General features: G+C 47.5%; 13 protein-coding genes and 1 pseudogene. 6 read left to right on the forward strand and 8 right to left on the reverse strand.

The window, feature by feature from the left end:
- Positions 1-6 precede the first annotated feature (6 nt).
- Positions 7-969, forward strand: coding sequence for a FecCD family ABC transporter permease (locus LU633_RS04650; RefSeq protein ID WP_407647028.1), 963 nt, complete (start codon positions 7-9; stop codon positions 967-969).
- Positions 966-1,745: a heme ABC transporter ATP-binding protein gene (locus LU633_RS04655; RefSeq protein WP_016190403.1), complete on the forward strand. Its 780-nt coding sequence runs from the start codon at positions 966-968 to the stop codon at positions 1,743-1,745. The genes LU633_RS04650 and LU633_RS04655 overlap by 4 nt, the downstream gene beginning before the upstream one ends.
- A gap of 34 nt (positions 1,746-1,779) precedes the next feature.
- Here LU633_RS04655 and mrdA read toward each other — a convergent pair whose 3' ends face one another.
- Positions 1,780-3,675 carry a penicillin-binding protein 2 gene (mrdA, locus tag LU633_RS04660; RefSeq protein ID WP_016190402.1) on the reverse strand — a complete coding sequence of 632 codons (1,896 nt, stop codon included), beginning with the start codon at positions 3,673-3,675 and terminating at the stop codon, positions 1,780-1,782.
- Between the two features lie 273 nt (positions 3,676-3,948).
- Here mrdA and LU633_RS04665 point away from each other — a divergent pair.
- The 4 genes and pseudogenes from LU633_RS04665 (at position 3,949) to LU633_RS04680 (ending at position 5,711) form a co-directional block, all read left to right on the forward strand.
- A pseudogene (locus LU633_RS04665) lies at positions 3,949-4,657 on the forward strand (IS6 family transposase).
- A 47-nt stretch (positions 4,658-4,704) separates the two neighbouring features.
- Positions 4,705-4,971, forward strand: a complete 267-nt coding sequence (locus LU633_RS04670; protein WP_016190399.1) for a VOC family protein — start codon at positions 4,705-4,707, stop codon at positions 4,969-4,971.
- The gene (locus LU633_RS04675) at positions 4,964-5,308 is read left to right on the forward strand and encodes an alcohol dehydrogenase catalytic domain-containing protein (RefSeq protein ID WP_051124338.1); all 345 of its coding nucleotides are present in this window, start codon (positions 4,964-4,966) and stop codon (positions 5,306-5,308) included. The genes LU633_RS04670 and LU633_RS04675 overlap by 8 nt, the downstream gene beginning before the upstream one ends.
- Complete coding sequence (locus LU633_RS04680; RefSeq protein ID WP_152664256.1) at positions 5,235-5,711, forward strand: MDR/zinc-dependent alcohol dehydrogenase-like family protein; 477 nt, start codon at positions 5,235-5,237, stop codon at positions 5,709-5,711. The genes LU633_RS04675 and LU633_RS04680 overlap by 74 nt, the downstream gene beginning before the upstream one ends.
- Here LU633_RS04680 and LU633_RS04685 read toward each other — a convergent pair.
- From LU633_RS04685 to tnpA, 7 genes are all read right to left on the reverse strand, one after another.
- Positions 5,685-6,188 (reverse strand): helix-turn-helix domain-containing protein, encoded by a 504-nt coding sequence (locus LU633_RS04685; protein ID WP_016190398.1) that lies wholly within the window; start codon positions 6,186-6,188, stop codon positions 5,685-5,687. The two genes, LU633_RS04680 and LU633_RS04685, sit on opposite strands and share 27 nt — an antisense overlap.
- A gap of 197 nt (positions 6,189-6,385) precedes the next feature.
- Positions 6,386-7,498, reverse strand: coding sequence for a fimbrial protein (locus tag LU633_RS04690; protein ID WP_016190397.1), 1,113 nt, complete (start codon positions 7,496-7,498; stop codon positions 6,386-6,388).
- A 39-nt stretch (positions 7,499-7,537) separates the two neighbouring features.
- Positions 7,538-10,114 (reverse strand): fimbria/pilus outer membrane usher protein, encoded by a 2,577-nt coding sequence (locus LU633_RS04695; RefSeq protein ID WP_016190396.1) that lies wholly within the window; start codon positions 10,112-10,114, stop codon positions 7,538-7,540.
- Between the two features lie 56 nt (positions 10,115-10,170).
- A complete protein-coding gene (locus LU633_RS04700; protein WP_016190395.1) occupies positions 10,171-10,869 on the reverse strand; it encodes a fimbrial biogenesis chaperone in 699 nt (232 codons plus the stop codon).
- Positions 10,870-10,944: 75 nt separating this feature from the next.
- On the reverse strand, positions 10,945-11,481 hold the full coding sequence (locus LU633_RS04705) for a fimbrial protein (RefSeq protein ID WP_016190394.1): 537 nt from the start codon (positions 11,479-11,481) through the stop codon (positions 10,945-10,947).
- A 100-nt stretch (positions 11,482-11,581) separates the two neighbouring features.
- Positions 11,582-11,989 carry a winged helix-turn-helix domain-containing protein gene (locus tag LU633_RS04710; protein WP_016190393.1) on the reverse strand — a complete coding sequence of 136 codons (408 nt, stop codon included), beginning with the start codon at positions 11,987-11,989 and terminating at the stop codon, positions 11,582-11,584.
- 1,750 nt (positions 11,990-13,739) lie between these two features.
- Positions 13,740-14,105, reverse strand: a complete 366-nt coding sequence (gene tnpA, locus LU633_RS04715) for an IS200/IS605 family transposase (protein WP_087949680.1) — start codon at positions 14,103-14,105, stop codon at positions 13,740-13,742.
- Positions 14,106-14,127 lie beyond the last annotated feature (22 nt).

Here is a 14,127-nt window from a genome sequence, read left to right on the forward strand (position 1 = left end):
TTGGGAATGCTTATAGTGATGCTGGCGATGATGGTACTGGCGGCCAATACTGGCGCGATGCGCCTTTCGCTGGTCACGCTCTGGCAAGCCCCTTTCGACAGTATGGAGTGGCAGATTTGGTTGAATATCCGGCTGCCGCGTGTGCTGCTTGCCGTGCTGGTGGGTGCTGCGCTGGCGCTTTCCGGGGCAACGATGCAGGGACTGTTTCGTAATCCGCTGGCCGACCCGGGCCTGCTGGGGATCAGTAGCGGTGCTGCTTTGATGTTAGCGTTTGCCGTGGTGCTTCCTGTTACTTTGCCCGCCGTGCTGGCACTGTGGTGGCCGATGCTGGCAGCCTTTGCTGGCAGCCTTGTCGTGACGATGATTATTTTTATCCTTAGCCGCCACCGTAGTATCACGCTTTCCCGCTTGCTGTTAGCCGGTATTGCCATTAATGCCCTGTGTGGAGCAGCGGTGGGTGTTCTCTCATGGATAAGCAACGATCAGCAGCTGCGCCAGCTTTCTCTTTGGGGGATGGGGTCGCTGGGGCAGGCGCAGTGGCCAACGCTATTGGCCTGCGCTGTGTTGGTCTTGCCAACGATGCTGGCAATCCAGTGGCAGGCTGGACGGCTTAATTTGCTACAGCTGGGCGATGAAGAAGCGCATTACCTGGGTGTGGACGTCCGGCGGACGCAACACAAACTGCTTATTTTCAGTGCTCTGATGGTGGCCGCGGCGGTGGCCGTTAGCGGAATTATTGCTTTTGTTGGCCTGGTGGTACCCCATTTGATCCGGTTGTGGGTAGGGGGAGATCATCGTTGGCTGCTCCCCGGTTCAACTCTGCTCGGCGCGATCCTGATACTGGTGGCGGATACCCTGGCTCGAACCGTCGTGGCGCCGGCAGAAATGCCCGTAGGATTGTTGACCAGTATGCTGGGCGCGCCCTGGTTTTTATGGTTGATTCTTCGTCGCCCTGGAGGTCATCGGTGAACAGGGTTTTGCAGGCTGCTGAAGCCTCTTATTATATCGGACAACGTTGCCTGATTAACCGGGTTTCACTAACGTTAGGTTCAGGTGAAATGGTGGCGTTAATCGGGCCTAACGGCGCAGGAAAATCCACTTTATTGAGAATGCTGACCGGCTTTTTGCCGATCGACGAAGGTAGCTGTACGCTTGACGGCCAGCCAGTTTCGCACTGGCCACGTGATCGGCTGGCGAGACGCAGAGCGGTCATGCGCCAGCAAAGCCACATTGAATTTGCTGTGCCGGTACGCGAGGTTGTCGCAATGGCGCGCGCACCCTGGCCAGAAAAGCCTGCCGGACAGGTTGTCGATCATGTTATGCAGCTGACCGGCTGTGAAGAACTGGCGCGACGTGATTACCGCTATCTTTCCGGCGGTGAGCAGCAGCGGGTACAGCTGGCGCGGGCGCTGGCACAGCTATGGCACGATGATGGCCCCCGTGGCTGGCTGTTTCTGGATGAACCTACATCGGCGCTGGATCTCTTCCATCAACAGCATGCGTTACGTTTGCTGCACCAGCTGACTCGGGCGGGACAGCTGACAGTTTGCTGCGTGCTGCACGATCTCAACCTTGCCGCACTGTGGTCAGACCGGATATTACTGCTGCATGAGGGCTCGCTGGTTGCCAGTGGGTCGCCGGTCGAGGTGATGACGGAGGCAACGCTTACCCGCTGGTATCAGGCTGATTTACAGGTTCACTACCACAGTCAGGATGCGCTACCACAAATCGTTCTGCATCGCTGATATGGGCGATAAACCGTCAATAGCATGCCGCTGATTATTGCGCAGTCGTATTGCTGCCGGGATCGGCGGTGGCAGACATGGGCGCTACGCCCGGCGGCAGGAAAATATGGTCCAGAATGTTTCTTGCCAGCGGCGCAGCGGTAACGCCGTTGACGCCACCGTTTTCAAGAATAAGCGCCATCGCCACGCGTGGATTATCAAAGGGAGCAAAAACGGTATAGAAAATATGATCGCGCAGCCGCTGTGGGATCATTTTAGCGTTGTAGATTTGGTTTTGCTTCAGACCAAATACCTGAGATGTCCCACTTTTTCCTGCAATGCCATAGGGTGCGGTATGGAAATATTTATAGCCAGTGCCGTTCGGCGCATTGGCCATGCCAAACATCGCACGGCGCACCAGCCCCCAGTAGGGTGAGTTAGCGTCGCCAATTTGCTGAACTGGAATGGTCTGTTTCCACGGTGCCACGTTTTTACCCTGTTTCTCCTGATAAAGCAGATGTGGCTGAATCACCCTGCCATTATTAATCAGCGTATCCAGCGCTTTGACCATCTGAATGGGTGTGGCAATCCAGTATCCCTGGCCAATGCCCACCGAGACGGTATCACCCTGATACCAGCCTTTTTTATGCACCTTTTGTTTCCACTCCCGGCTGGGCAACAGACCGCTGTACTCTTCATTTAAATCAATACCGCTGGGTTTACCATAACCAAACTGACTGAGCATAGTATGGATGCGATCGATTCCCAGCATAAAAGCGACCTGATAAAAAAACGTATCGGCAGATTCTTCAATAGCACGGGTGACATCCAGCGTCCCGTGGCCAGTTTTTTTCCAGTCACGATATTTTCGTGTTGTGCCGGGAAGCGTCCAGGTGGAGGCGCCGAAGAAGGTAGTGGATGGTGTGATCACATGGGTTAGCAGGGCGGACATCGCCATGTAAGGTTTTACGGTAGAGGCTGGGGGGTACAGTCCCTGCGTCACGCGATTAATTAGCGGAAGGTCTTTATTATTGAGCAGCTCTTTATACGCTTTGTAGCTAATCCCTTTCACAAAAGGATTAGGATCGTAACTCGGGCTGGATACCATCGCTAAAACTTCTCCATTTTGTGGATTTTCAATCAGTACCGCCGCGCGCTGGCCGACCAGCTGCGTTTCTACATATTGTTGCAGATGCAAATCCAGCGTCAGCCACAGATTTTTGCCTGCTACTGGCGGCATTTCTTTCAGCACGCGAATCACCCGTCCATGGTTGTCTACCTCTACTTCCTGATAGCCGGTTTTGCCGTGCAGAACCGATTCGTAATAGCCTTCAATTCCCTGCTTACCAATATTGTGGTCAGCAGCGTAGTTCTCCCCGATGCCTTCTTTATCCAGATGTTTATAGTCGTTGTCGTTAATTCTAGAAACGTAGCCGATAACGTGAGCAAGATCGGGACCGTAAGGATACTGACGATCTTCATAACTGCTGATATTCACGCCTGCAAACCGATACTGATTGACGGAAAAGCGGGCGACCTCTTCATCCGTCAGCTCAGTTTTCAACACCACGGGCTTGTAGCGGCTATTGGCGTGCAGGGAATGGGTGAAATTCTCAATATCGTCCGGGGTGAGATCGACAACAGGGGTCAGCTGCGTCAGCAAGTCCTTGATGTTTTGCACTTTGTACGGAAGGATTTCAATATCATACCAGGTGACATTTTTCACCAGCGGAATGCCATTGCGGTCAAAAATAATCCCGCGCGTCGGCGCAATGGGGATCATCTTGATATCATTCTGGTTGGAACGGGTCTGATAATACTGATTCTGGTCGATTTGCACATGCCACAAATTAACGATAAGCGTGACGAATCCGGCCAGGACCAGCCCAAAGGCGACCAGTGCCCGGCGAACGAATAGTTTTTCTTCTTCTGCAAAATCTCTGAATTTCATTACCGGGTAGTCACATGATCACTTGTTTTTCCGTCCAATGATAAAGATTGCGCAATAAATCACGAACAGAAAGATGCATTTCCGTCCGTTAAAGTGTGACATTTATTAACGATGTTACAATTAAGGTTAGTTTTTGTTCTTTAACATCCTGTTTCCGGGAGAAACGCCTGTTGCAGAAAATCAATCGCTTGCGCCGCCCTGCGTGATAGGGCACAGTTGCAAAGATTGCTGCGCTGATAAACTTTGCTGATATTTTCATCAGTAACGCTCCCCATGACCGTATTAAAAGGCCGACATTTCAGTCGTGACATTATTCTGTGGGCGGTACGCGGGTACTGCAAATACGGCATCAGCTACCGTGAACGACAGGAGATGCTGGCTGAACGCGGCGTCAGTGTCGAACACTCCACAATTTATCGCCGGGTCCAGCGATATGCGCCTGAAATGGAAAAACGACGGCGATGGTACTGGCGTCAGCCTTCCGGCTTCTGTTCATGGCACCCCGGTGAAACGTATATCAAAGTGAATGGCTGCCGGGCTTACCTGTGCCGGGCTGTTGACAGCAAAGGACGCACCATCGATTTTTATCTCTCTTCGCGTCGTAACAGCAAAGCGGCATATCGTTTTCCCGGGAAGATTTTAAATAACGTGAAAGGCTGGCAGGTCCCCCGTCTCATCAACACAGATAAGGCTCCCACTTATGGCCGGGCGCTGGCGTGACTGAAACGGGAGGGCCGGTGTCCGCCCGATGTTGAACACCGACAGATAAGAGCCTGAATAACGTCATTGAATGTGATCACGGCAAGCTGAGAAGGATAATCAGTACCACGCCAGGATTTAACTCCATGAAATGAAGACGGCTTATGCCACCATTAAGGGGATTGAAGGGATGCGTGCGCTACGGAAAGGTCAGGCCGGGTCATTTTATTGTGGGTATCCCCCGGGTGAGATACGTCTGGTGAACAGAGTGTTTGAAATATAATACTTTTCAATAATGCCAAAGGTTACCTCATCACGAACTTTGCAACAGTGCCGTTTCGTGATGCCACACGCCGTGAAGACAATTTCGAATACTGGAAATCCGGTATTTTCCATTTCTGCATGCAGGCCCCCGATGTGGAAGGCATGGCTGTAACAATTGTCGCTGCGGGCGGTAAGCAGCGTATGCCGGTGCGTGAGTATTTTCTCAGCGAGAAGCCATATCGTATGGTTTATATGGAAGATCCGTTCGGAAATATTCTTGAAATTTACAGACACAGTTATGAGCTGACGTACTCAGCAGGTGCCTATGAATAAGGCATCTTCACCATTAACGCTTCCGTCAGCCTGGACTGGCTGGAAGTGGCAGGGCGGACAGTCACCCCTGGATCTTCGCTCTGTCACTCTCAATGCCAGACCGTTACAGCCTGCGCAGGTACTGGTCTGTAACGCCGCTATCGGCCTCAATCCAGTGGACTGGAAGGTGTTGGATAGCCAGGTCGGGCAGGTACCCGGCGTGGACGGAGCCGGTACCGTTGTTGCGATCGGCGACGAGGTTGCACCAGACTTGCTGGGGCAACGTGTCGCCTGGCACCAAAGCCTGCAATCAGACGGTAGCTTTGCTGCCTTTACGCCGCTCGGCATGTCTGCCTGATTCGCTGGAATTTTCTCAGACTGCGGCTTTTCCCTGCCCCGGTCTCACCGCATGGCAGGCACTCGAAAAGTTGCCGATGTCCGCTGGTGCAGAGGTACTGATTGCCGGAGCAGGGGGAACGATGGGACGTTACCTGGTACAGCTGGCGGTGGCGAGAGGCCAGCGCGTAACGGTCATGTGTAGCGAGCGACATTGGGCGCGCCTGACCGCACTGGGTGCAGAATATTGTCTTGCTACCGGGAAAACGGTAGACCGGGCGCTGTTGCAACACTATTTTGCGCTAATCTATTGTGTCGGCACTGATCATGCGCTGGCGCTGAAACAAAGAACAGGCTTCCTGGGTTTTGCCTGCTCTTTATGCGCACTGGCTGGAGTGTTATCGGGACAGCGAATGATATTTTAAGTTTTTCCTGGGCAGATGAAGGCTTCCACCTGTCCGCTGTACTGAAAGACGGTTAAACCCAGCATAGAGGTTCAGGATTTGTCGATAGCAGATAAGTGACATATCGTTGAGTCTCGTCATTCCCAGCTTTCTGAAAGCATTCTGTTTATGAGAACTAATCGTCTTGGTGGAAAGATTCAGTTTACGGGAAATGAAGTCAGTGGAATATCCTACCGCCAGCTCCCTGAGTACGATATTTTCCTTTCTGGACAGGTGGTCAGTACGGAGCGTGCTTTCGTTGACGATGTTTTTTAACAGCGACATGATGCTTTTTATCGGACATTTTTTAGAAACAATCCAGTATGGATAGAAATTGCTGGGTTCATTTTGCAGAGGCAGGTCGACGATAAACATAATATTCACACCAAAGTAGCTGGTGTGATGGGCAAGATTATTTTGCGGCTGAGTAATTTGTGAATAATGAATATCAACAATCACAATATCTTCTGGCTGGAAGCTGCAATAACAAAAAAGTAATAACCCGTTCGTGTAACTGAATGTCTTCAATTCTATTGTCGTCGTGGACAAAATATTTTCTAATCCTCTGACAAAAAGATGATCATCAGAAATAATATATATACACATAATTCCCTCTATGTTTGATTATCCTTAACGATCTTTTGGAAAAAATTGTTTCAGTAATAATAGATCGTGAATGTTACGGTGGCATCGGCTTTACCTGGTGTAACCTGCGGCGAAGTCTGAATATAACGAGCCAGCAGGGGCAGCGAGATCTGAGTCGAGCCATCATCGGGTAGAAGATATTGCTGGCTTTCACCAAAATTGACCAATCGCGGAGACGGATCACCCTGTTTGCCCCATGCCAACTGGAGCCCTACACCTGATGCACTGTTGGTACCACTTTTTACGCCAAAAATTCCCTGAGCACTATTAATTACTGAGGTGTTTGGAGAAAGTGTTAACTGAATGCTGTTACTAATCTTACCTTCCTGTTGCTGGTTTCCTGGCTCTACTGCATGGCTTGCCCTTATCATGCCGTGAAAACGTGGACAATCAATTAGTTTTATCGATGCGTCTTGCCAGCTGCTATAGCTACCGGGATGTGTAAACGTTCTTACTATTTCATAGTCTCCCATCGGTACGATAATATCCGGTGTTGTACAGGTTTTGGAAATAATATTAATCGAGCCGGAAAATTTCAGACTGCCAAGATAAAGGGATAAACCGTCATCGGCATGCAAATTGTAGTTTATTCCAGGTAAATTTTCTCCACCGACTCTGCCGGGTATAATAACTCCAGTTTTAATTAATACAACATCAAATTCAATTCCTGAATGCGGTATCCATCCTTGGGTATAATTATTATTACTTGTTCCTGTAAGTAAATAATTAAAGGGTACGGTATAGTGCGTGTTGCCATACGCATAAATTGCCATACCTATGCCGGGTATATCGGTCTGATAAACGGAACCCGGTGGAAAACGACCATCGGACCAGTTGGTGGGGCGCGGCGCGGTGGTGAAATTACCTTTGATCGAAAATCCCCCGGTAAAACCTTCTTTGCACTTTACCTCGACGGGAGAGGTGGGTTTGAAACGCTGGCTCCAGATAATTGTGCCGTTGCTGACATCCGGACCAACGGTGATGGCTCCGCCTTGCAGAGGCATAAAGGGAGAGTCGATCATGGCATGACTGGTTTCACAACTGGCAGCGAAAGATGAGGAACCGCTGGCCGCCAGGAGCATAAAGGTGAGAAACAGCGTTTGAGTACCGGGCATCATTTTCATCGCAAATTCCTTTTTAATATAACGGCAATATTTACTGTGTTACTCATTATTTTTTGGCGAGGCAGCGTTGTGGGAATGCCCCACGCATAAGCTGTCAACTCGTTGGAGGTGAGGATGTTTCTCCTTGCTATTGGGCTGCAGTTGATAGTCAACCGTACATTCACCATCCTGTCCTTCTGCCCATTTGATCTTTAGCTGACCGTGCTTTTCATCGACCCGTACAAAAACCTGCCCTGCCTGGCCTACTGCTCCTAGTGACTGGCCCTTCTCGTCGATGACATCAGCACCAAACTTTATCGGTGCGCCCTGGAATTGCGCCTTGATTAGCAATGGGATACCAAAGCGGGTGTTGTATCTCACCGCAACAACCGCCCCTGACAAGGGCACCACCTGCTGGGTAGTATCATGGAGTTCGATATGGCTGGAGGCTCCAGCTGGATCAATAGTTATTTCATTAAACTGGTAGGGATTGAGATAGGGTACGGCGGTAAATCCGGCACTGTCCACATAGACACCGGGATAAGTGGAGACCCTTGCGCCTTCGGCCCCCGGAGCTTCTATCAGAGCAAAGGTATCAGAAGTATAAGGCGTAAGCGTAATGCCCCCGGCATGCGCAAGCAGTGTGCCGCTCAGGCTAACGGAACCACTTTTGTAGCTATTTCCCTTGCTCCAGCTACTGTTCAATAAGGCTGCTCGGCTGCGATAACTCCCTGTCAAAGAGCCCGACGTTCCCTTGTTATTCTCATTGGCAGCGGTGATGCCATAGCTGAAAAGATTGGCCTCTCCGAGCGTGCCGGTCAGGGTGGACTGCTTTGTATAGCGTCCTTCACCATTGCGGTTTAAATCCAGGCGCAACTGCGAGGAGGAGCGATTGGAGCTGTCTCCAAGAGGAAGGGTAAAGTTCAGTAGAACGTTGTTTTCTGCTTTGCCGTCAGTCGAAAAGGTGCGGTTGGCCGTAATCCCCCAGGAAATCGATTTGAATCTGTTGCTGTAACCAAACTGAAACTGTCGGCTATCGTGGGGTTGATGCCAGTAATTCTGTACTGAACCTGTAAATGTCAGATGCCCAAAGTCTGCTGGCAGAGATTGATTAAGGGTTAACGCCAGACGCTGTCGTGTTCGCCAACTGGCTGTGGACAATGAACCATTTTTAAGTGCCTGGCGGTTCTGCACAGCGCTGAACAGATCCTGATAGCCCTGAGTAGAAAATTGCCAGACTGAGAGAGAAAGATTGCTGTTGGTTACATCGACCGTTTTGCTCCAGGTAAACTTATAACTTTCACCGCTTGCGTGCTGCAGTGCTTTCCAGCGCTTTTCCGTATCACTGGCGTGAGTCACATCCAGGGCAAACGCACCCATCTCTGTTCCCAGTGCTGCTCCCAACTGTACGGCTCTGTAATGTTCGCTGAATTGCAGTCCACCCCAGCCTGTTATCGCATTATTAAATCCATACTGCCAGCTGCCTTCAAAGAAGGATGGGTGGGTAGACAGGCTGGTACTGCGAATATTACCTGCAGTAAATGAATATCGGTGATTACCTGGACGCAATAGTTGAGCAATCGAAGAATAAGGAACCTCAAAATGTTGTTCACTGCCGTCGGATTCACGAATAGTGACCAGCAGATTACTGCCGTATCCGGCAGGATAAATATCGTTAATTAGAAACTCTCCGGGTGGAACGGTGGCTTCATAGATCAGCTGATCGTTTTGTCGCACGGTGACGCGCGCCGATGTACGGGCAATACCTCTGATTTCTGGTGCATAGCCCCGCAGTGAATACGGCAGCATTCGATCATCAGTGGTAAGCTGTACCCCCGAAAAAGGGAGCGTGTCGAAAATCAAACCCGGTGTGGAAGCCTGACCGACCAGCAGCCGTCCCTGTATTGAAGGGATATCTCGCTGTACCCAGGTATTCACTGGGGTGTAACTCAGTTTTTGATGTTCCTGCCAGCTACTGTGACCGTTATGTCTGAAATACCACGCGCCAAGGTTCAGGCCCGCATTGATTGATCCATAGGCAGATTGGTAAAGTTTGCCCTGACTTTCACTGCGCCAGGCACTGAAGCTGTAACCCAGCGGAAAAGCCACAATACCCCGATCCCAATGATCTCTGCCAACCGTACCGCGCGCTATTTTTACCAGCATAATTTGCGGCACGCTGATATCCAGCCGCTGTTCGTTACTGTCGTAGATCGCTTCTGCCAGTGGGATTTTTTTTTCAAGATCCAGACAGGCATGCGGATCGCTTTCATAAAAATTTTCAGGAAGCTTTTCCGTGGCAAAAGGAACTTTTTTTAGTAATGATGCGGTCAAACAGGGATAGACCACACCATCCTGGTCAGCAATAAAATGAACATCTTCTTTTCCACTCGCCGCGTTATTTATATATATATCAGTTCGCCATATTCCGGGTTGTGCAGCTGCGCTTTTGGCAAATCGATTCAGATCGATGGCGCTTTTGTCATTCACATACAAAAAAGACGAGTCGAACTGCACATTCTGTGCTTGTTCGGGGGTGTTTGCAGTTGTCGTAGCGGCAAATCCGGTAATCTGTACCAGAAAAAAAAGCGACAGGCTCTGTCTTGCGCATTTGTTACCATTGCGGGAAGTTTTCATTGAAATCCTTTTCTGAAACGTCCATGCAGTTTGTATTCGCGTCTGGCGATCTGTCTTTACTCTTGTAACCTGCTCTGGAATGAGATTAATGCGCCAAAGTCATTGATAAATTCTCCGGTAATCTTATCACCCGCCTGGCCATTAATATGAAATGATTGCGATTGAAACGGGGCAACCATTTCACCTTCGACTTTTTGATCATTCACCATGAGATTGGCCAGCGAAACAAAATAAGGCGTAGGGTTACTGGCAACGAGCTGTGTGCCTCGCTGCTGCCATTTAAGCATTTTGATTGAATCGCTGGGGTCACCTGCCAATTTTTCCGGGCGATAGAAGAATTTGATACGTGTACGAAAAGCCATTTGTAGCGAATTTTTTTCTTCCATCGTTGGGTTTTTAGCCGGAATTTCAAGAATATTTAACCAGAATACTGACTCACGGTCCTCCGGTAAGTCTGGATCGGTTTGGCTTATTCTCAAGGTCTGGCCTTTGCCGGCATCGACGCGATTAAAAGGCGGGGATAACACAAAAGGAACACGAATATTCTCCGGTTTGGCTGTCATATCTCCATCGTCAATCCAGCTTTGAATCAGCAAAGGCCGTTTACCCATATTGGTCATTTTTACACTGATTTCACGGGCGCTTGAGGGATAAATAACGCGTGTGCCGTTGACAACAATACTTGCCGACAGTACAGGACTAAACAGGAGGGTAAGAATTGTGAGTGAAAGATAAGAAGAAAATAGTTTTTTCATGCCTGATTCTTTATTGAGTAAAAATTTTTAAAATATAAAAAGCAGAGAGATATTATCTCTCTGCTACAAACACGATTATTTATACATAACAGAGTAAGTGACGTAGCTGGATACCTTACCGGCACCCGCTGCTTTATTCGCGTAATACTCAACCATATAAGGCAGGTTTAAGTTTCCTCCAATTATTTCACCATAAGTATTATTGGTTTGCTGACTGGAGCTACCCACTACGATAATTGACTGATTACCCGCATTACGAAGCTGAAATGCGACTTTTTGATCGGTAAGATCGTTTTGATCAATCAGGCGGCCATTCGAGTCAACACTGTCACCGGCTGCAAAAAAAGCCGCGGCGGTGGTTAATACGCCTTCACAGCCGCTCAGGCCGATGGTGAATTCAGTCTGCCCTGCGGTCTCACCCTGTGAGGCCAGCTCATTAATACCAGCGATGGGCAGTGCCACCTCAGCATTTGCGTCTCCGCCATTGATACTGCTGTTACAGGTTGTTGCCTGAATAGTTCCGTTGAATGTGATGGTTCCTTCTGCAACTGCATATGCATTAGCTGACGAAAATGCAGCAAAAACCATTGCTGCTAACGTTGCATATTTCATATAAACTCCTTTTAATTTTTCAGATAAATTAAGTAGCGCAATTTAATGACATCTTGCTACATATTCTCCCTGTTAATGGGCGGTATTTGCAGATTAACTACTACAAATTCTTTTGCTCGTAATAATAAACAGTGGTAATTTTATTTTTGCATAGTCTGTAGCCGCGAACAGGCCCTGATTCTATTCTTGTAATAAGATCATCCGTTATACCTAAGAGTGAAAGTTTATTTTGTAAGCAATGCATAACCTGCCAAAGTCGTTGCGTTGATGAACTCAGACCGTGCCTGTCCCAGACATTGAGTAAAATATCTTCATGTTGAATAACCTTACTGTTGGCATTCTCCAGAAGATAGATGAACAGTCTCATCATGGTTTTTCTTAACGTCACCACAGCATGATTATCTTTCTGATTTAAATGATTAATATTGATGACTCTGTTTTGTATAATATTGACCTGAATATCCTTGTCAATAACATAGCCAAAAACTTTTCTACTATGCTGGTCCATTTTTTCCTCTATGGCTGAACATTACAAAGATATTTGTGGGGGCTAATTTTTATTCGCTCCATTCTGAATAAATATTATCTTTTCAAATATTATCTTTTCTTATGAGATTAAACTCAACCCAATTGCTCACAACTTATTTTTAATTACTCCCCCAAAAATTTAGAATATAAGTCTATATATTTGTTTTATCTTGGTTAAACATTCTTTATTATTGATTTTTCATAGTGATAAAGTTCAATGCGAGAGATTGAATAATCATCAAGATATTATTCTTTTTTATTGAGTTATGCAGGACGAAACAGGAAGTTATTGAAGTGTTTTCTCTTTACGATCAAGAAAAACTTCTCATTTTGATTTGATGGTGGGTTTTTATATTTTCTTTGTGTGTTTATTTGTGATTTTTATCTGTTTTTTTTAATTTCATAGCTATGATACTCTGTTCTATGTTAAGTGTGTATTTTTACATGGTTTAATTAACCAGGTGAAATCTCAATTTTAAAGAAAATTGACTTTTAAGAATAGGTGTTCATGGTTTTTTATTAATTTTAATAGGAATACTCCTGTAATTAAACTCATTCGCGTAAAGATTCACTTTTAGTAGTGGGGAGTGCAGATGGTTGTATCCAGGAAAATGAGTGGTTGAATAAACATTTTTCCACTGAACTATTTGAACAATATCTATTTTCATGGGGACTGCATCTGTATGACTGCAATTGTTCTATCGACAATTTCGCTGAGTTCGTATTGCAGAGCATCATTATTTACTTATCAGCCATCTTTTGATTAGGTCAGATTAGATACACGATCGCTAATTCATCGAATAACTTTGGAATTGATTTCCGAACTGAATGCTATTCTGAGTCACGATGAGGAAACGGGCAGCGCCGGGCGTGGAAAATATATAACCAGTCCGATTTCATCGTTTTTGTCATTATCCGTTTATCGTAGCAATCTGTTTCCGACAGTTTTCTGAGATTGAACTGCGTAAAATACATGCAGATTGGCGAGGCCAGTAATTTTTACAAATGTGCGTATTACGACTGATTGAGAGAATCAGTCGTAATACGGGTTGACGTCCTGCCTATGACTGGACAGCCCCATAATCAAAACAGAGAGTCATGCCGGGAGGTTACCAGAAAACGATCTTTTCGCACTTTTGGTCTCATCCTTATAAGTGTAAGTCCTTCAACACCGTTATCTTATTCTTTGTTCCATTATATTCTCCTGGATTAAATCGTATACCGAGTGACTTAACCCTTATTGAATAGGCGTTCCAGGTATTGCTACAGCTGGTCGCTTGTATTATGTTAACCAGCATGCTCAAGTGAGCCGTGAGGCTTTAAACCAACAGAGTACCTTGTCTTTAATGATCAACTGCCTTTGTTGCAGGGTACTACGCAGCGTGAAGCACAATGGTATGCGGCTATTTATTTTTAATCGCAGCGTGGAATAGCGTTCGGCTTGTGCCAAATTTTGCACGAGGCTTGTATCGCCTGGCGACGTGGTAGCCGCGCCATCCGTAGCGGTAACCTGTTAAAAATCGCAGGTGTGGTGATATCAGACATAGTTATGCAGGGCCGAATCCGAAAAATATTTGAATCGCTTTTTATACTGTTTCTTCGTCTGTTACATAGTAGAGATAACACCAACCTTATGTTCTACCTGTTTCCAGTTGATGCTCCCGGGTAAACTAATTATTAACAGTTGCCCCTTATATCCCCGCCCGCATTGGGCGGGGATATAAGGGGAGCTATTCAGGGGTTCCCTGCGATCTAACATAAGCTTTCAGCGTTTCGATTGTTGCGCAGCCAGCGCTACAGGCGAAATAGGAGTGTGACCAGAGCACCCCGCTATTACTCTGCTTTCGTAGATGCGTATTCAACTGGCGCACATAGCGGCGGCTGAACGACTTTAGGTTATTCACCAGCACGCTAACAGGCAACTTGGGTGGGTACGCTACCAGTAGATGAACGTGATCCGCTTCGCCGTCTACCTCCATTATTTCCACTTCCAAACGTTCGGCGGCAGATAAAAATGCTTCGCGCATTTGTGCAATCATCGCACCATCTAACAGCTTGCGGCGGTACTTCGTTACAAATATCAAATGGACAACCAATTTACTGACGCTATGGCGGCGC

Source organism: Erwinia tracheiphila (assembly GCF_021365465.1).
Taxonomy (GTDB): Bacteria; Pseudomonadota; Gammaproteobacteria; order Enterobacterales; family Enterobacteriaceae; genus Erwinia; species Erwinia tracheiphila.

What these genes read in the sequence shown, in the direction of transcription:
- LU633_RS04650 (WP_407647028.1), top strand. Translation starts at nt 7, where the DNA reads ATGCTTATAGTGATGCTGGCGATGATGGTACTGGCGGCCAATACTGGC.
- mrdA (WP_016190402.1), bottom strand. Translation starts at nt 3,675, where the DNA reads ATGAAATTCAGAGATTTTGCAGAAGAAGAAAAACTATTCGTTCGCCGG.
- LU633_RS04675 (WP_051124338.1), top strand. Translation starts at nt 4,964, where the DNA reads ATGAATAAGGCATCTTCACCATTAACGCTTCCGTCAGCCTGGACTGGC.
- LU633_RS04690 (WP_016190397.1), bottom strand. Translation starts at nt 7,498, where the DNA reads ATGAAAATGATGCCCGGTACTCAAACGCTGTTTCTCACCTTTATGCTC.
- LU633_RS04695 (WP_016190396.1), bottom strand. Translation starts at nt 10,114, where the DNA reads ATGAAAACTTCCCGCAATGGTAACAAATGCGCAAGACAGAGCCTGTCG.
- LU633_RS04700 (WP_016190395.1), bottom strand. Translation starts at nt 10,869, where the DNA reads ATGAAAAAACTATTTTCTTCTTATCTTTCACTCACAATTCTTACCCTC.
- LU633_RS04705 (WP_016190394.1), bottom strand. Translation starts at nt 11,481, where the DNA reads ATGAAATATGCAACGTTAGCAGCAATGGTTTTTGCTGCATTTTCGTCA.
- LU633_RS04710 (WP_016190393.1), bottom strand. Translation starts at nt 11,989, where the DNA reads ATGGACCAGCATAGTAGAAAAGTTTTTGGCTATGTTATTGACAAGGAT.